The sequence below is a fragment of the Candidatus Enterococcus murrayae genome, assembly GCF_017315985.1.
GTDB classification, from domain to species: Bacteria; Bacillota; Bacilli; order Lactobacillales; family Enterococcaceae; genus Enterococcus_A; species Enterococcus_A murrayae.
The window spans coordinates 65683-82011 of the sequence record NZ_JAFLVR010000026.1 but is presented as its reverse complement, the minus strand read 5'-3'; the positions used below and the strand labels follow the sequence as shown (position 1 = coordinate 82011).

The 16329-nt window shown below is 42.6% G+C and carries 17 protein-coding genes and 1 riboswitch; of the genes, 10 read left to right on the top strand and 7 right to left on the bottom strand.

The features are described 5' to 3' along the window. Window positions 1–161: 161 nt before the first annotated feature. The 3 genes from JZO85_RS11745 to JZO85_RS11735 form a co-directional block, all read right to left on the bottom strand. Window positions 162–1169 carry a hypothetical protein gene (locus tag JZO85_RS11745; RefSeq protein ID WP_207108721.1) on the bottom strand — a complete coding sequence of 336 codons (1008 nt, stop codon included), beginning with the start codon at window positions 1167–1169 and terminating at the stop codon, window positions 162–164. A 397-nt stretch (window positions 1170–1566) separates the two neighbouring features. Continuing rightward, window positions 1567–3003, bottom strand: coding sequence for a helix-turn-helix domain-containing protein (locus JZO85_RS11740; protein WP_207108720.1), 1437 nt, complete (start codon window positions 3001–3003; stop codon window positions 1567–1569). A gap of 109 nt (window positions 3004–3112) precedes the next feature. Beyond that, window positions 3113–3820, bottom strand: coding sequence for a helix-turn-helix domain-containing protein (locus JZO85_RS11735; RefSeq protein WP_207108719.1), 708 nt, complete (start codon window positions 3818–3820; stop codon window positions 3113–3115). 552 nt (window positions 3821–4372) lie between these two features. Between JZO85_RS11735 and JZO85_RS11730 the strand changes: the two genes are divergently transcribed. From JZO85_RS11730 to JZO85_RS11710, 5 genes are all read left to right on the top strand, one after another. After that, the gene (locus JZO85_RS11730) at window positions 4373–5353 is read left to right on the top strand and encodes a tRNA dihydrouridine synthase (protein WP_207108718.1); all 981 of its coding nucleotides are present in this window, start codon (window positions 4373–4375) and stop codon (window positions 5351–5353) included. 237 nt (window positions 5354–5590) lie between these two features. Then, complete coding sequence (locus tag JZO85_RS11725) at window positions 5591–6097, top strand: macro domain-containing protein (RefSeq protein WP_207108717.1); 507 nt, start codon at window positions 5591–5593, stop codon at window positions 6095–6097. Window positions 6098–6174: 77 nt separating this feature from the next. Continuing rightward, entirely contained in the window at window positions 6175–6564 is a 390-nt protein-coding gene (locus tag JZO85_RS11720; RefSeq protein ID WP_207108716.1) for an ASCH domain-containing protein, read from the top strand. Between the two features lie 560 nt (window positions 6565–7124). Then, window positions 7125–8648 carry an AcpB/EbpR/MafR family transcriptional regulator gene (locus JZO85_RS11715; protein ID WP_207108715.1) on the top strand — a complete coding sequence of 508 codons (1524 nt, stop codon included), beginning with the start codon at window positions 7125–7127 and terminating at the stop codon, window positions 8646–8648. A gap of 19 nt (window positions 8649–8667) precedes the next feature. Beyond that, the gene (locus tag JZO85_RS11710; RefSeq protein ID WP_207108714.1) at window positions 8668–8961 is read left to right on the top strand and encodes a nucleotide pyrophosphohydrolase; all 294 of its coding nucleotides are present in this window, start codon (window positions 8668–8670) and stop codon (window positions 8959–8961) included. A 56-nt stretch (window positions 8962–9017) separates the two neighbouring features. Here the strand turns inward: JZO85_RS11710 and gloA2 are convergent, their stop codons facing one another. Continuing rightward, entirely contained in the window at window positions 9018–9407 is a 390-nt protein-coding gene (gene gloA2 / locus JZO85_RS11705; protein WP_207108713.1) for an SMU1112c/YaeR family gloxylase I-like metalloprotein, read from the bottom strand. A gap of 173 nt (window positions 9408–9580) precedes the next feature. Further along, a riboswitch (TPP riboswitch) is annotated at window positions 9581–9670 on the top strand. Between the two features lie 129 nt (window positions 9671–9799). On the opposite strand from gloA2, the gene thiW reads away from it, so the two are divergent. The 4 genes from thiW to thiD are packed head-to-tail and all read left to right on the top strand — an operon-like array spanning window position 9800 to window position 12538. Continuing rightward, entirely contained in the window at window positions 9800–10279 is a 480-nt protein-coding gene (gene thiW / locus JZO85_RS11700; protein WP_242550344.1) for an energy coupling factor transporter S component ThiW, read from the top strand. Beyond that, the gene (thiM, locus tag JZO85_RS11695) at window positions 10276–11094 is read left to right on the top strand and encodes a hydroxyethylthiazole kinase (RefSeq protein ID WP_207108712.1); all 819 of its coding nucleotides are present in this window, start codon (window positions 10276–10278) and stop codon (window positions 11092–11094) included. The genes thiW and thiM overlap by 4 nt, the downstream gene beginning before the upstream one ends. Beyond that, the gene (gene thiE / locus JZO85_RS11690) at window positions 11085–11708 is read left to right on the top strand and encodes a thiamine phosphate synthase (RefSeq protein WP_430732918.1); all 624 of its coding nucleotides are present in this window, start codon (window positions 11085–11087) and stop codon (window positions 11706–11708) included. The genes thiM and thiE overlap by 10 nt, the downstream gene beginning before the upstream one ends. A 2-nt stretch (window positions 11709–11710) precedes the next feature. Further along, window positions 11711–12538 (top strand): bifunctional hydroxymethylpyrimidine kinase/phosphomethylpyrimidine kinase, encoded by an 828-nt coding sequence (thiD, locus tag JZO85_RS11685; protein WP_207108710.1) that lies wholly within the window; start codon window positions 11711–11713, stop codon window positions 12536–12538. 18 nt (window positions 12539–12556) lie between these two features. Here the strand turns inward: thiD and JZO85_RS11680 are convergent, their stop codons facing one another. Then, window positions 12557–12910 carry a winged helix-turn-helix transcriptional regulator gene (locus JZO85_RS11680; protein ID WP_207108709.1) on the bottom strand — a complete coding sequence of 118 codons (354 nt, stop codon included), beginning with the start codon at window positions 12908–12910 and terminating at the stop codon, window positions 12557–12559. A gap of 144 nt (window positions 12911–13054) precedes the next feature. Between JZO85_RS11680 and JZO85_RS11675 the strand changes: the two genes are divergently transcribed. Next, entirely contained in the window at window positions 13055–14263 is a 1209-nt protein-coding gene (locus tag JZO85_RS11675; RefSeq protein ID WP_207108708.1) for an MFS transporter, read from the top strand. Window positions 14264–14298: 35 nt separating this feature from the next. On the opposite strand, the gene JZO85_RS11670 is transcribed toward JZO85_RS11675, so the two are convergent. Together JZO85_RS11670 and JZO85_RS11665 are read right to left on the bottom strand one after the other, a co-directional pair. Continuing rightward, entirely contained in the window at window positions 14299–14745 is a 447-nt protein-coding gene (locus tag JZO85_RS11670; RefSeq protein ID WP_207108707.1) for a helix-turn-helix transcriptional regulator, read from the bottom strand. 93 nt (window positions 14746–14838) lie between these two features. Continuing rightward, window positions 14839–16209: an MFS transporter gene (locus JZO85_RS11665; protein WP_207108706.1), complete on the bottom strand. Its 1371-nt coding sequence runs from the start codon at window positions 16207–16209 to the stop codon at window positions 14839–14841. Between the last annotated feature and the right edge of the window lie 120 nt (window positions 16210–16329).

Here is a 16329-nt window from a genome sequence, read left to right as displayed (position 1 = left end):
AGTTTAGTTGACAAACCCACTTTCCACTTGGAGAGTGTCTTTTTTTAGAATAACCTAGCTAAAGGGCCTAACACCATTTTTAGGCAGACGAAATAAACCTGATCAACCCATCATTTTTTTGATCAGACGGCCGGCCTAATTTTTTTATGAGAAAAGCGTCCTTATTTCTTTCTGCCCAAGAATTTATTGACTTTATTTTTCCATTTTCGTTTATCTCGTTCTTCTTGGATCTTTTCTTTGCTTTTGCCATAATGTTTATCGGATTTATCCACTTTTTCCGAAGGTGTTTTCGTTTTTTTACTTGATTTGGACTCACTGGACTCCATAGAAGGCTCTTTTTCTTTTGGTTGAGTCGGCGATGCTTCACTTGGGAGCGGCGAGAGCGTATCTGTCCCTTGGCGGTTCAGCGTATTTGAATCGGAACCGCGGGATGACTGAGCGTGAGCGGTTTTGCTGGCAACTGAGGCAGCTGCTTTTGATGTTGGTTTTGATTCGCGAGGTTGTTCTTCCGCAGCAGCTGTTTCTTGAACAGATTCTTCTGGCTCTGACTGAATGGCTTCGTGTTCTGCATCGATACAGCCTTTTTTACTTTTGAATTTCACGTACTCGGCAAAGCGGCGGATGCCTGAGGAGCTGAAGATCGTCAAGGTAGTCAAAATGCCCAAGACTTTGGCGGTTTCTTCTTCGGAACGCACTTGCTTCGTATCGCGAAGCGTCCATGTATGGCGTTTCCCATTGGCGTCTTTAAAAATCGACACGAGATCGAATTGAAATTCGGCTATTTCATGAGTTTCAAGGCTCTTCTTTTCTAATAGCTTTTTATATAAACAAGTTTCCTTGGTAAATTGTTGATACTCTTCATCACTGGAAAATAAGCGCTGAATCACGGTTTGCCATTCTTCTAGTGAAAAGAAATGGTCAAAGTAGACACAGTGCCGGCGCAAGGTATCATTTGGCGCCGCCTTCAAAAAGATTTGACGGATCATTTCGCTTAGCGGCTGAAGGGAAAAATCCCCCACGCAAAGCGCGTGACGAAAGAGAATAGCCACAAGATATTCCACTACTTCTGCTGCCTGCTGTGTTTGTTCAAAATAACGAAGAACCCTTTTCATCAATGTTTCTTTCTTCATTCCAAAAATTTGTCTTGACCCAAGCTTCACTACATCCATTTTTATACCCCCATCTAGATCATTATTTAACCCCTGTAATCGTTTCCAATTTATTTAGTTTAAATAGTAGCGTTTGATAACGAATTTGTAAATAGAAAACGGGAATACTTTTTTTCTTTACTATCTGTTAAATAGTTTAATAGTAAGGTCAATAGAGACTTTATCCGTGAAAAATAGCTTGACATGATGTTTTTAAAATAACTAAATGATGATTTTTGTGGCAGGTGGATAAAGGGTCGGAACGTTTATTTATTTTTTTCACTTTTTTATCTGTTGCCAAGTAATCTATCTGATTATAATTATTTTGCATAAAAAAAGAGCTGCCGCTTATTAGGAAGGCGATAGCTCGTGAGGCAGAGGCCTCTTTGTATTGCTTGTAAGGGTGGTCGCTTTTATATTATTGTTTCGTCAAAACGCAGGTGAAGATATAGTTGGAGATATCTTTTAAATCGTTGGTCAAATGATTAATTGAAATCGGAAGAATAAAATTCTTTTCCTGATTTAACAGGCAGCGTTCGCAAACAATAAAGCAGTCGATATAAAAAAATAATTTTGGGATATCCTCGATGGAATAATAGATCTCGTCATTGATAAAAAAGTATTTTTCGGAAATAATCTTGCTGATATTATTCCTAAACAGCATATGGGAGTATTCGTCTTTGGACACAATGACGATGGGGATCTTCTTTTTCTCGCCTTTTTTTAGAATAGGCATGACTAAATGACAGAACTTCAGAATGATCGATTCGGATAGGGTGATATCGGCTGAAATATTTTCTCTTAACCAGGATCGGATGATCGTACTTATTTTTTCCTTCATGAAATGGTCATTGCAATCTATGAAGTAATACTGGTTAAGTAAAAATTCATTGATACCCAAAGTGGTGGTGTATACCAAGTCCATCAGAGGCTTCTCAAATTCCATCTCTCCTAGCAGGTTCATTTCGAAGGCTGCTTCAAAACTTCTGATAAGCGCCACAACAGAAGGATAATTTTTGATCAACCGCTTTCGATAGTATTGGTAATCACCTTCGATCAATCGATAGTTTTCTGGATTATAAGGCAGGTTTTTATAGATAAAAGAAATAAACGCGATATTCTCATCTTCTCCTTCGAGCCCATGCTGCGAAAAACAAGCTTTGATACTGTTAAAAACAATTCCAGTTTTTAAAAACGCGATCGTCTCGGTATCGATCGGCAGCTGTTCGTCTCTGCTGAGGCTCAAAAATATGGCGTAGTGTAAATAATGCAAACTCTTTTTACTGAATTGATTTTTCAAACAATCACCTAGATCACGTGCCATTTGTTCAGATTTAAGAAAGAGCGGCTCATTTTTCAGCTCATCGATACCGATGCCTCTCATCCAGAGGGCCAAGTAAATATAGCGGACCTTCAATTTATTCTCAAAGGCTATTTCTCCATTAGCGTTGATGCCAAGACCTTGCCTAAAGTATCTATCAGCCTTCTTTTTTAAATTGAATACTTTTGTCACAGAGATAAATTCTTCTTCAGCTATGGAAGTATAGTTATTATTTCCCAAAAGGCATCGGTAGCACACCTTCAAAAATAGAGAGTCTGAGTACAATTTGCGTACCAGCTCGTAACAGCTGACGTCTGGTTTGAATTGAAATGCCAACTGTGATCGCGAGATAGAGTAGGAAACTATTTCCTCCTCCAATTTTGTGGCGATCTTCTGGCAATCCTTTTTGATCGTATTGAAGCTGGTATTCATATTGGCAGCGAGTTCCCCGATTTTTATCTGTCTGCATTCATATAACACATACGTAATTTTAATTCTGCGTAGGATATCTTTTTCTATAAAGTTGTCTATCAATTGAATGTCTCCTTATATTGTCAAAGCTAGAAAAATCCTAATATAAAATAAGTATCCCTCTATCCTCCTTATGAAGAAGCGCTTGATTCAGCCTGCTTCTAGATAAGATTCATGCATCCATGTATTTCTGTACCTCGTTGAACAATAGGTCTCCCAAGAAGTAACCCTTGTTCCAGGAAGTACTCAACTCACCATTAGGAAATTTATTTACGACGAGCTTCTTTTTGATCCGATTGGCCAAATTAGAGAGCTGGCATAAATTTGATTTTGTGGCATCGGTTTCCCAGATTAAGTGGCACAATTTTTCGCGTGAAAGAACTTTTCCATCTTTTTGATACTGATAGAGATGATAGAGGAATTTTTTTTCGTTGGATGAAAGACTGAAAAAGAACAGCTCGGAATTTTTTGCGTTTTTTACGCCACTTGTTTCGTCAATAGCAAGTATGGTTTTTGATTGTCCGCAGGTTAATTTAGCGATTTTTTCAATGATTTCGATATCCGTTGTTTCTGGATTGATCCAATCATCGATCTCATCGACGAGGTAGGAAAGCTCTGATTTTTTTAAATCGACTTTGCTTCCTTTCCTTACAATGGACAGCCCGTTTTTCTTGAAAGAGGAATAATACTTCGAAACATCTAGAGTAGAAATGGTATCACTGAAAATAACCAATGAGAAGTACTTGATGATTTGGGGACAGAACTGGGCATCGATCATCAGATCGCTGGAACAGTAGACCTCATCATTTGAGCGTTGCAGGATGGCCTGTAGTTCTTGTTCCGCCAGTAAATTTTTTGTTATGATTAATATTCTTGCCATAAATTTCACTCCTATTAACTGATTTAGCAGGCATGGGCTGAATCAACATTCGTTAATTCGCCTTATTTTCTTATTACTACTGCAACAATACATTATCAAAAATATACAGAATAATTTTTCCTTCTTTTTAATTTCTCTAATTCATAAATTAAATTTTTGAATAAAATACATCGTAATATCAAAATATAAACTGCGATTTATCGTTATTTATAAAGAGAGGTTCGCCTAGATGGGTTATTAATACGCTATTTTGTTCAATTGAACAATAAAATAGTAATAAAGAGCAACTCTAATTTTTTCTGTATAGCTTTTTTATCAATTTAAATTGTTTTAGTTGATACTGGAAAATTATGAAGAAAAAATAAAAATGGAGGTACGGTGTTTATATAGGGCATGCAAAGAAAGGAAAGTAAGGAGCGCTTTAGTGAAGAAGCTGCGGTGAAATCCTAATTAAAGGAGGAGGCCTCTTTTATTCAAACTAGCTTTTTGCTTCTTCCTGCAAACCTTAGTATAATGACGTTGTTTTGGATGATATAGGAGGAAGTATACATAATGACAACTAATTTTTGGGCAGAGCTGCCAAAGCCCTTTTTTATCTTGGCACCGATGGAAGACGTAACAGATGTGGTCTTTCGGCATGTCGTAAAAGAAGCTGGAGCACCTGATGTATTCTTTACGGAGTTTACGAATTCAGACAGCTTTTGTCATCCAGATGGGATCGAGAGTGTTCGAGGCCGCTTGGTTTTCACTGACGATGAACAGCCGATGGTGGCGCACATATGGGGGGATAAGCCAGAATTCTTCCGGGAGATGAGTATCGCTTTGGCCGATATGGGTTTTAAGGGAATTGATTTGAATATGGGGTGTCCAGTCCCGAATGTTGCGGAGCGAGGCAAAGGCAGCGGCTTGATTCTGCGTCCTGAGGTAGCGGCAGAATTAATCGAAGCGGCGAAGGCCGGCGGATTGCCTGTGAGCGTGAAGACTCGCCTTGGTTTTACAGACATTGCTGAGATGGAGAACTGGATCAGTCATTTATTAAGGCAGGATATTGCCAACCTTTCAGTCCATATGCGGACGCGAAAAGAAATGAGCAAAGTGGATGCTCATTGGGAGCTTATTCCCCAGATCGTAAAAATGCGAGATGCAATCGCACCGCAAACCTTAATCACGATCAATGGAGATATAGCAGATCGGCAGATGGGACTGGAGCTGGCAGAGAAGTACGGTGTGGACGGTTTGATGATCGGCCGCGGGATTTTCAAAAATCCTTATGCGTTTGAGAAAGAAGCAAAAGAGCATTCTCCAAAAGAAATGATCGGCTTGCTGCGTCTGCAGCTTGATTTGCAGGATCAATATTCGGAGCAGGTTCCTCGTTCGATCGTAGGTCTGCATCGTTTCTTCAAAATCTATGTCAAAGGTTTTCCCGGAGCGAATGATTTACGAGTGAGCTTAATGAATACGAAATCAACAGCGGAAGTTCGAGAGATTTTGGCTGATTTTGAAAAGGAGCATCAGGAGCTTCTTTCGATTTGACCAGGTAAGTATTAAGTGAAAAGTGCTGCGAGGATCGCCTCGCAGTGCTTTTTTTCGTGCCCTCCCTGCGGTAATCAGTGAGCTTGGTCTGTTTTAAAATCTTGAGCTGGTGAGAGGTTGGCTGCTTGGCGTTTTTGGTCTTCTAAAGCAATTAAATGGCAATTTTTTAAATCGGCCATGATGCTCCCCGATTGTTTATTGATATAATAGATAGCGTAAGTGAGAGGAGCGAAAAGGATGATCGAAGTAAGAGTTGGTGATATTTCACGTTTAACTGTTCAAGTAGACGCAATCGTCAATGCGGCGAATTCAGCTTTGATCCCTGGCGGCGGGGTCGATGGGGCATTAAATAGAGCGGCCGGCCCTAAATTGAAACAGGCCATGGCAGAAATCGGCGGGACACCGACGGGAACTGCGGTGATTACAAAGGCATACGATTTACCAGCTAAGTATGTGATTCATGCGGTGGGACCGCGTTATATTGACGGTAGGCACAATGAAGAAGCGCTGTTATATGCTGCATATGAAGCGGTTTTTCAGCTGGCACATGAGTATGAGCTACGTACCTTAGCCGTTCCTGTGTTAAGTGCAGGCATTTATGGCTATCCTAAAGAGGCAGCAGCTAGAATCCTGTATGAAGTAGCCGACAGACCGCTAAATCAGAAGATCACTACGCAGGTCATTGTTTTTGACGATTTCTGGCTGAATATTTTTAAGGATGTTCAACGAAGCCATCTTAAATGAGAACGGTTCATTCTTTTCATCCAATCCTGTATAAAGTGATAAAATAGTCGTAAATACGTAAAAGTGAGGCGAATGATTTGAAGGCTATCTCCATCCATCCAGAGCCAGTTATGGAAATTCTTTCCGGAAAGAAAATCGAAGAGTATCGCTCGTGGTCGACCCATCATCGCGGTCCGTTGTTGATCTGTTCGACAGCGATCAAGACGCCGGGCTGTATTTCAGGCCATGCTGTTTGTATCGTGGATCTTGTTGATGTTAAAAAATTGGACGAAGAGTCCTATGCGTGGATTTTTTCTGAGGTACGCTGCATCAAACCTTTTCCTATCAAGGGACAGCGGCGTTTATACCACGTGCCGGATGATCGGATCGTTGAGCCGGAAGCGGGAGAATTCGTAATCGAGGCTGGCGAAAAGGTTGTGACCGAAGAATTCTGGCAAGAATACTATCTTTCACTCATTCAGCAATAAAAAATAGTGATTGTAAAACGCTTATGAAATCAATGAGCGTTTTTTCTTTGCTCAAATTTACAGATATTGCAGAAATTTCGGCATTATTTAGTATTCATGCAAAAAATTGCTGGCGAAAGCAAGAAGAACGATCCCTTGTTTTTTTCTTTTTTTTAAAAAAATGGGAAAATGCCCTAAAATTGTATTTTATTTCAAGGGATGGGACCAAAATAGGCTTGGATTGGGGCATTGTTTGTGATTTTTGGTGCGCTTTTTTCCCTTTTTTTTCTTAAATTAAAAAAAATTGATTTTGAAATCATGCATTTTGAATGAATTTGACCAAAAATTGTCAAGGGTCCCTTTTCATATTATTATTTGTTAACAAATAAAAAGATTGCGAGTATCTGGTATTTTTTTCATATAAGTAATGGAATATTGTTGAAATAATGTTTTTAAGTGGGTTCTTTTTGCGTAATAGTTCACTTTTTTCAGAATAAACGAAGCAATACTGGTTTTCTGATTCAGAGCCAAATGGCTGGAACTATTCAAGATGAAGGTGGTCTTTTAATGGGGGGATAATCATGGATTTTCGCGCAGTATTGGGAACAAGTAACAAGCGGCGATTGGCATTAGTGGAAAAACTCTATTATCATCGTAGCGGCTGGTCGAGTATTCAGCTGATAAGTGAGTTGAATTGCTCATTGCCGATTCTGTTAAATGATATTGAATTGATCAATGAAGAGTATCCTAGATTTCAGATTACGAAAATAAAAGGGCTCTATCAATTGATCGTGGATAAAAAAGTCAGTTTAGGAAATCTTTATGCCAATATTTTGAATACGAGTCCGGAGTTTCAGATTATTGAAGAGCTATTGTATGAGGAATGTGAGAATATTACGGCACTCGCAAAGAAGCTGTATCTCAGTTCTTCTAACACGCAGCGCTATTTGAAAAAAATCGAGAAGGCGCTGACTCTGGCTGGGCTGGAACTATGCTATCGACCATTGCGGGTGGAAGGAAATGAGGGGGAGATTCGACACTTTTATTATCGCTTTTACAGTGAACGACAGGTTTCATTTGAAAGCACGCTGCCTAAGCTGCCTCTTAAGCATTACCATATTATTGAGCAGTATATCCAAGAATTTGTTAAGGTCAATCAGATCCACGAAAAGTATGTTTTTCAAAAGCGGCTGATCTATAATTTTTATATCAGTGTTTGGCGAATGAAAAATGGGCATGAGTATCCGAAGGAGGAGCTGAGGACGGAAGGCTTAGACTTGCCGCTCAACTTAAGTTATAAGCTGCTGAAGCACTCTGTTAGAGAAGGGGTAGAAATGGATCTGACACCGGATATGGTGCGGGATAGTCTTTGGCTGCTTTTTTCTGATTCGGTTGTATTCAGCATTTCACATCGGGAGTATGCGATAGCAGACAACAAAAAGTATCAGCGGCTGTTTATGCAGCATCATGAGCTCGTGGAGGCATACAATAAAATGCTTGGCTATCGATTAGATAAGCAAAGCCAAATCAATTTGGCGACGGTTCTATCGAATGATTTTTATCTGCATGATCCGCAAGGCCGGTATGTATGCCTGCTATGGCGCAACCGAACGATTTTCTTATCGGAAGTCTCGAAGGTTTATAGCCGCGGGGTGGAACGAGTGTGGGAGCTGGTCCAAGAATTTGTTGATCGCTATGGAATGTATCAGGAAGAGGATTTTATTCGCAACTATGTGTATTTATTGATCACCACAGAAGAGCGGGGATTGGAATGGCTGGCCAGCCAAGAACCTTTCTTGAGGCTGCTGCTGTTATCGGATTTAACACCAACGGAGGAAAGTTTTTTAGCCAAGCAAATTAGTGATACGATCTATGGCAACTTTCTGCTCGTTCATTTTGAAAAATTATCTGGGGGTACCCCGCAGCTGCATAATGAATTGAAAAATTATGATTGCTTGATTACTACGGGTTCGGCTGAAGGGCTGCCAGAGGACTATCCTGTTGTTGTGATCGATCCCTTTTTGACCAAACAAAGCAGACGCTGGATTCAGGATACCATCAACGAGCTTGAGGAAAAACGCTCCTTCGTTTCTGTGTTAGAATAGAAACGAAAGAAGGTTGACTATGGATAGTATGGAGAAAATTAATCAATTTCGTGACGAAAGAAACTGGCGTCCCTTTCACAATGAGAAGGATTTAGCGCTGTCGATTTGCTTGGAAGCGGCTGAATTATTGGAGCTCTTTCAATGGAAGGACTCAGAAGAAGCGCGGACGCAAACGGAACGCCTAAAGGAAGAATTGGCGGATGTATTGATCTATTCTTATATGATGGCGGATAATTTGAACTTTGATATCGATGAGATCATCAGCGAAAAATTGAAGAAAAACGCGATTAAATATCCGGTGGAAGAAGCGTAAGCTTTTGTGCAGCTTCAAAAACTACACATTTTTAGAGCAGAATTTTCTGCTCTTTTTTATTCGTGCAGCTCCAGCGGCAGTCCATCGGGATCGAAGAAGAACGTCATTTTTTCGCCGGTAAAATCGTCGGTTCGCAAGGGTTCACAATCGACGCCGTGGCTTTTTAAGTAGTCAATGGTCGCTTGGATGTTCGTTGTTTTGAAGGCCAGATGCCGCAAGCCGGCTGCCTCAGGAAAGCTTGGACGCTTCGGCGGATTTTGTACGGCAAAGATTTCTAATTCCGCCTCGTTTAGCTGTAAATCCAATTTATAATCCTGGCGTTCCGGTCGATAGTTTTCACGAATGATGGGCAAACCAAGGATATCCACATAGAAATGCTTGGCCTTTTGATAGTCTGAAACAATGATAGCCACATGATGGATGGCAGAAAAATTTGGTTGAATCATAAAAATTTCCTTTCTTTTTTCTCTTGTCTAGTCTATTGCTGTGAGAGATAGGGAGCGTTCTTCAGAATAGAGCAGTATCTGTCTGGTGCTCAAATGCTGGATACGTTCGAGCAGCTTTTATCATTATAAGCTAGTTGGATTAAAAAAAGTATGTTATACTCCAATCAATTGAAGAGAAACATTTGGGGTGCTGTTTAGCTGAGATTATACCCATGGAACCTGATGCAGTTAAGACTGCCGCAGGGAAATGTAGCTAGTTGACTGATCGTACCCGACCATTTTATTTTGGTTGGGTTTTTCTGTCTTTTGAGATACCTCCTCTTGTTTCTTGCAGAAAGGAGTTATTTGTCGTGGAGAAAAATAAAATCCACAAAATGACGTTGCTGGCCCTAATGATCGCGTTGGATGTGGTTTTGTCCCCCTTGATGCGGATTGAAGGAATGGCGCCGATGTCCAGTGTGATGAATATTATTGCTGGGGTGCTGCTGGGACCAGTCTATGGAACCGTGATGGCTTTAGTCTGCGGAGTGATTCGGATGACCCTGTTGGGAATTCCGCCGTTGGCTTTGACGGGGGCGGTGTTTGGGGCACTTCTTGCAGGAGTGTTTTATCGCTTAGGCAAAAAGCTGATCTGGTCGATGGTAGGGGAAATTATTGGTACAGGAGTCATTGGTTCACTTCTCTCTTATCCTGTGATGGTTTGGTTTACCGGCAGTCAAAATGAGCTGTACTGGCTGATCTATACGCCGCGCTTTGTTGGTGCAACGCTGATCGGATCGGCGATCGCCTTTGTAGTATTAGTCAAGCTGCAGGAAACACCGATTTTTAAACGTTGGCAGGGCTTATTTTCAAATGAAAGGATGTTTGGATGATCAAAACGAATGTTTCAAAAGTCTTCCCCCTAGCAGATGCGCCTTTAGTTCACTGCATAACCAATGAGGTTACGTGCGAAACGGTGGCGAATGCGCTGCTTTATGTTGGGGCCAAACCGATTATGGCATCTGATCCAAGGGAGTTCCATGAGCTGTTTCAACAGACGGATAGTCTCTTGCTGAACATCGGACACCTGTCAGAAGAACGGGAAAAGAGTTTGACGGCAGCTGCTAAGCTGGCGAACCAGGGACAAAAGAAAACCGTTGTTGACCTAGTGGGCTACGGTGTCAGTCGGACGCGAGATCAAGTGGGCCGTTGGCTAGTCGCGGAAAATCCAACAGTAGTGAAGGGAAATATCTCGGAGTTGCGAAATTTTTGCGGATTGCCCAGCCATGCCCGCGGGGTAGACGGCAGTGAGTTGGATCAAAGTGAGGAAGCGTTGGAGGAGTTAGCGCAAGCCATGCAGCAGTTAGTCAAGACGTATCCGAAAACGCTTTTTTTAGCAACCGGCAGACAGGATATCGTGGTTGAGCAAAAGCGGATTTGGTGTTTATCTAATGGCGTCCCGGCATTGGATCGCTTTACAGGTACGGGCGATATTGTCGGGGCTTTGATCGCAGCTTTATTAGGCAGCGGAGCAGAGCCGGCGACTGCAGCTGTGACTGCGGTCAGCTACTTTAATCTTTGCGGCGAGCAGGCAGGAGATGAAACCGGGCTAGCCGCTTTTCGACAAGAAACCTTGAATCAGCTTTCGACCTTGATGGAAAGTGATTGGTGGACTGAGGTGAAGGGATGGGAAAAACAATGGACTTAACATTATATCTAGTAACGGGTCGTTACGACTTTAGCGATGAAAAATTTTTGGCAGTGATTGAAGAAGCCTGTAAAAATGGCGTGACGCTGGTTCAGCTTCGGGAAAAGGAGCTAGTGACTGGGAAATTTTATGAGCTGGCCTTGAACGTAAAAGCAATCACAGATCGTTATCGTATTCCGTTGATCATCAATGATCGGGTGGACATTTGTCTGGCGGTTGATGCGGCAGGGGTACACATCGGGGATGATGAGATGCCGGTAGCTGTCGTACGCTCGCTGATCGGAGCAGAAAAAATCTTAGGTGTTTCAGCCAAAACGATCGAACGAGGGGTAGAGGCTGAAAAAGCGGGGGCAGACTACTTGGGAATCGGAGCGATTTTTCCTACGAAAACCAAGGATACACCGTTGACCTCCAAAGAAACGCTAAAGGCGATCAATGAGGCGGTAGCGATTCCAAGCGTTGCGATCGGTGGGATAAAGGCCGACAATTTGACCGAATTTCGCGGAACAGGAATTGCGGGTGTCTCGATCGTCAGTGATATTATGCTGGCCCAAGATGTCGGTGAGAAGGTCCGCAGCTTAAAAACAAAAATGAATGAAGTACTGGAGGCATAAAAATGATTAATGGAACTCCTCAAGTGGTAACGATTGCCGGCTCTGATTCAGGCGGCGGTGCAGGGATTCAAGCCGATTTAAAAACCTTTCAGGCGCGAAAAGCCTTTGGCATGAGTATTATCGTGGCGCTGACTGCGCAAAATACTTATGGCGTACAGGATAGCATGGCGATTCCCAGCAGTTTTATTGAAGAGCAGTTTGACTCGCTAGCGGCTGATTTTGCTATTGGTGCCGCTAAAACAGGTATGCTGGCAGATGCAGAGCGGGTGGAAACGGTGGTCAAGAAATTGAAGCAAGCTGATTTCGGTCCTTTAGTTGTCGATCCAGTGATGGTGGCAAAGGGCGGGCATCATCTGCTGCAAAGTGATGCGGTAAAAACCATCAATCAAGAGCTGCTGCCCTTGGCGGCAATCGTCACGCCCAATCTGCCGGAAGCAGAAGTGATTATTGGGCAGCGGATCGTGACCGATCAAGAAATGATTGAAGCGGCCAAAACACTGCAAGCCTTCGGCACACAAAATGTGGTGGTTAAGGGAGGGCATAGCCAAAACAAAGACGCTGCCGACTTTGTTTTGTTAGCGTCCGGGGAAAGCTTCTGGATGAGCGCGCCAAGAGTGGAGACGGCCAACACACACGGGACAGGGGATACATTTTCAGCATGTATCGCGGCTGAATTGGCAAAGGGAACAGAGTTAAAGGAAGCGATCATTATCGGAAAGAAATTTATCCAGGCGGCCATCAGTCAACCGATTTTTGTGGGGCACGGACATGGACCGACCAATCATTGGGCCCAAATGACAGATACGATTGTGATCAAAAAAAGAAGTTGAGAAAATCTCAACTTCTTTTTAGTTTGCCTTCAAAGAAACATCCTGTCCTTGTTCTTGGAGATGTGCAACATGCTGTTCTCCCCAGCTGCATAGGCTGTCTAAAATATCTGAAAGACTGCGGCCGTACTCACTTAATGAATAGTCGACTTTGGGTGGTACTTGCTGATAGACTTTGCGGTCGATGATATTATCCTCTTCTAATTCACGAAGCTGCTGTGTCAGCATTTTTTGGCTGATGCCAGTAATCCCGCGTTTTAAGTCACTGGGCCGCATCGGTCCGTGACGAAGATTGCAAAGAATAATAGGCTTCCATTTTCCGCCGATGACATCCATTGTTGCCTCGACACCGATCATGTAGGCACGATTTTCCAAAAAAAATTCCTCCTCAAAAGCTTGCTGTGATCCAAAAGTTACTGAAAGGTACCTATAGTACAAAAAAGTGGGTACTTATCAAAAGGTCATCAACAGTATATAGTATCTTCTCGTAGCTTACAAATATTTTTTTGGAGGAATAATATGGAAAAGAAAATCTCACCAAACTTAACATTACTGGCTCTGGCGATCAATGCGTTTGCGATCGGGTCGACTGAATTCATCAGTGTTGGCCTGTTACCCATGATCGTTAAAAGCTTCCATGTCACCTTGGCTCAAGCAGGTCTGACAGTTTCTTTATACGCTTTAGGGGTTACGATCGGTGCTCCGCTGTTGACGGTCTTAACAGGAAAATGGAATCGCCGCAGCTTGATGCTCGGGATTATGCTGTTGTTTATCAGTGGAAATATACTGGCTGCTTTTGCACCGACCTTTATGGTGCTGTTAGCAGGTCGAATTTTGGCGGCATTGGCTCACGGAATCTTCATGTCGGTTTCGACAGTGATCGCGGCGGATGTTGTAGCCCCCTCTCGTCGGGCGAGTGCGATCGCCATTATGTTTACTGGCTTGACTGTAGCGACCGTAACAGGTGTTCCGCTTGGGACATTTATTGGTCAGCAGACGACTTGGAATATGTCCTTTATCTTTATCGCCGTGGTTGGCTTACTTGGTCTGATTGCCAGCAGTTTCCTCGTTCCCCGTCATCTGCCGATTCCCGGGAAAGTTGACTTGAAGGGCTTCATTCGAATAGGTAAGAATAAACCATTAGTGCTGTCTTTTCTGATCACTGCGTTTGGTTACGGCGGAACATTTGCTGCCTACACCTATCTTTCACCAATTTTAGAAGGGTTTGGCTTCTCTGCTAGTGCCATCGTAATCCTTTTGATCGTTTACGGTGTGATGGTGGCGATCGGCAATACTGTTGGTGGACACTTTGCGAATGACAAGCCACTGGACTCGTTAATCAAAATGTTTGGTCTGTTGCTGGCAGCGCTCGTGTTCTTATTTGTGACGATCCTAATTGGAAAGTCTGGTTTGGGCCTGTTAGCCGTAATGCTCTTAGGACTATTCGCCTTTATGAATGTCCCTGGGTTGCAGCTATATGTTGTTCAGCTGGCTGAAAAATACGTCCCTAAAGATATTACGCTGGCTTCAGCGTTGAATATCGCGGCCTTCAATATTGGGATCACATTGGGATCAACAATTGGCGCGCAGGTAACTGGAAAAATGGGCATTCGCTATACGTCTATTTTCGGTGCAGGGATCGTTTTACTAGCGATTCTGTTGATTCTGCGAGTGAAAAAAGGCGAAGCACGGACTCTCTTAAATGAAGGGGCAGAATGTGAGGAGTAAGTAAAAACCGCGACTAAAAAGTCGCGGTTTTTACTCTAGTTGTTTTTCCAGATTTGAGCCAAAATATCCTTGAAGACGAGAAAAGCATCTTGATCCGTATACCCATAATCCTTTTTCAGCTGCTTCAACAGGTCGTTTATCAGCGGAACGTAGTCATCCAAGTGGACGACTTCTTGGTATGTCATTAAGATAGGATATTTTTCCGCCCAGACAGTTGTCCAATCAATTTTTTGCTGTTTCTCTTCACTGGTCTTGGCGATAACTTCCTTTATGTCGTTTAAATCAGGGTCGAATTCGATCAAATCGTCTAAAGAAACTTTGTAGATCGCGGCCAATTTTTTCGATTGGTTGATATCAGGCAGTGTTTCGTCCAGCTCCCACTTTGAAATCGTCTGTCTGCTTACACCAAGCTTTTCTGCGACAGCTTCTTGGGATAACCCTTGCTTTTTACGGGCATTGAAAAAATTAGTTCCTAGTGTCATCGTTTATACCTCCTACCTTGATAACTTAAGTTTATCAGGATAGGACAGGAATGCTAGCGAGTATCTGCTGAACTTATGCCCTTTTTCTTACCATTAGGCTGTCGCCGCTTTTTTACGAAAATGAATCAGACAAGCGATAAAAACAGCCAGCAGCAGACCTAATAATACGAGTAATGAAAGCTGCGAGCCAGTAACCGTTGCGGCAATAAAATCGTCTTGGGACTGCTGCGCTAAGTTGATGATGGTTGCGACTATCGCTGTGGCGACTGCGCCGGAGAATTGCTGCAAAGTATTGAACAGCGTATTACCATCGCCATATTCGTCTTCTGAAAGCAGGTTCATTCCGGTAGTCATCAGGTTGCTATAAGAAAACCCAATACCGATCATGTAGAGGACATGCCCTGCAACAAAACCGAGCAGAAGCGGTGAACGCAATAATAAGGTTAGGGCGATCCAGCCGATCGTCGCAAAGCTTAATCCCAGCAGGATCGGCTTTTTCGGCCCCAAAGTATCTAAGACACGGCCGGAGATCGGTGCTAAGATCGCACCAACTGCAGCCCCTGGCATCATGACGAGACCTGCGATGAAGGCATCCTTGCCCAAAACGATTTGAATAAAGTTAGGCAAAACAAATGAGATCCCCAAAAGCAAGAACTGACAAACTAGGAAGCCGCATAAAAATAAGACGAAGACCTTGTTTTTTAAAACAGTAATACGCACTAATGGATTTTTCCCCCGTGTCGCTTGGCGATAGAAAATGATTAGTCCGATGATACCAACCGCTAATGAGAGGAAGCTCATTAGACTGCCTATCTGGTTTAAAAACATTAGCAGGCCGCTGAAGAGCAATGCAACACCAATCAGACTTACGATATCGAAGGCCCCCGTTTTTTTGACCGGCATTTCAGGAATGGCATAAAGTCCGATTACTAAAGAAATTGCTAGGACCGGCAACAGGAACAAGAAAATTGAGTGCCAAGAAAGACTCGCCGTCATAATCCCGCCGTAAGTTGGACCGATCGCAGGAGCAATTGACGTTGTTAATGTACCAACTCCCATCATGGTGCCGCGCTTGTGCATGGGAGTGAAATTCAAAATAATATGGAACATTAACGGCAGCGCAATTCCGGTACTGATCCCCTGCAATAAGCGCCCAACCAATAAAATACTGTAGGAAGGAGACCATAAATCAATGATTAAACCTGCGATGAAAAAGAGATTAGCAACGATAAATAATTTACGGATCGAAAAATTCTTCAATAAGTAGTTGGAAAAAGGCACCATGATAGAGATCACTAAGAGATAGATAGTCGTGACCCATTGCACCATACCAGTAGATATACCAAACTGCTTGATCAGCGTGGGAAAGGTCACGTTCATGGCGGTTTCGATCAATACGCCGGCAAAGGACATGATCCCGGTGGCAAGGACAGCGAACAACAAATGGATTTTCTTTTCTTTCATGTAATAACCTCACTTTGATTAGATAGATAAACGAACAAAAAGAGAGGTGGTTTCTAAATTAATAGAAACCGCCTCTCTCTCGACACGTAATACGTGTTATCTGTACGATTTATTCACAAA

What these genes read in the sequence shown, in the direction of transcription:
- JZO85_RS11745 (WP_207108721.1), bottom strand. Translation starts at nt 1,169, where the DNA reads ATGGATGTAGTGAAGCTTGGGTCAAGACAAATTTTTGGAATGAAGAAA.
- JZO85_RS11715 (WP_207108715.1), top strand. Translation starts at nt 7,125, where the DNA reads ATGGATTTTCGCGCAGTATTGGGAACAAGTAACAAGCGGCGATTGGCA.
- thiD (WP_207108710.1), top strand. Translation starts at nt 11,711, where the DNA reads ATGATTAATGGAACTCCTCAAGTGGTAACGATTGCCGGCTCTGATTCA.
- gloA2 (WP_207108713.1), bottom strand. Translation starts at nt 9,407, where the DNA reads ATGATTCAACCAAATTTTTCTGCCATCCATCATGTGGCTATCATTGTT.
- JZO85_RS11670 (WP_207108707.1), bottom strand. Translation starts at nt 14,745, where the DNA reads ATGACACTAGGAACTAATTTTTTCAATGCCCGTAAAAAGCAAGGGTTA.
- JZO85_RS11675 (WP_207108708.1), top strand. Translation starts at nt 13,055, where the DNA reads ATGGAAAAGAAAATCTCACCAAACTTAACATTACTGGCTCTGGCGATC.
- JZO85_RS11725 (WP_207108717.1), top strand. Translation starts at nt 5,591, where the DNA reads ATGATCGAAGTAAGAGTTGGTGATATTTCACGTTTAACTGTTCAAGTA.
- thiM (WP_207108712.1), top strand. Translation starts at nt 10,276, where the DNA reads ATGATCAAAACGAATGTTTCAAAAGTCTTCCCCCTAGCAGATGCGCCT.
- thiW (WP_242550344.1), top strand. Translation starts at nt 9,800, where the DNA reads ATGATCGCGTTGGATGTGGTTTTGTCCCCCTTGATGCGGATTGAAGGA.
- thiE (WP_430732918.1), top strand. Translation starts at nt 11,085, where the DNA reads ATGGACTTAACATTATATCTAGTAACGGGTCGTTACGACTTTAGCGAT.
- JZO85_RS11710 (WP_207108714.1), top strand. Translation starts at nt 8,668, where the DNA reads ATGGATAGTATGGAGAAAATTAATCAATTTCGTGACGAAAGAAACTGG.
- JZO85_RS11730 (WP_207108718.1), top strand. Translation starts at nt 4,373, where the DNA reads ATGACAACTAATTTTTGGGCAGAGCTGCCAAAGCCCTTTTTTATCTTG.
- JZO85_RS11665 (WP_207108706.1), bottom strand. Translation starts at nt 16,209, where the DNA reads ATGAAAGAAAAGAAAATCCATTTGTTGTTCGCTGTCCTTGCCACCGGG.
- JZO85_RS11735 (WP_207108719.1), bottom strand. Translation starts at nt 3,820, where the DNA reads ATGGCAAGAATATTAATCATAACAAAAAATTTACTGGCGGAACAAGAA.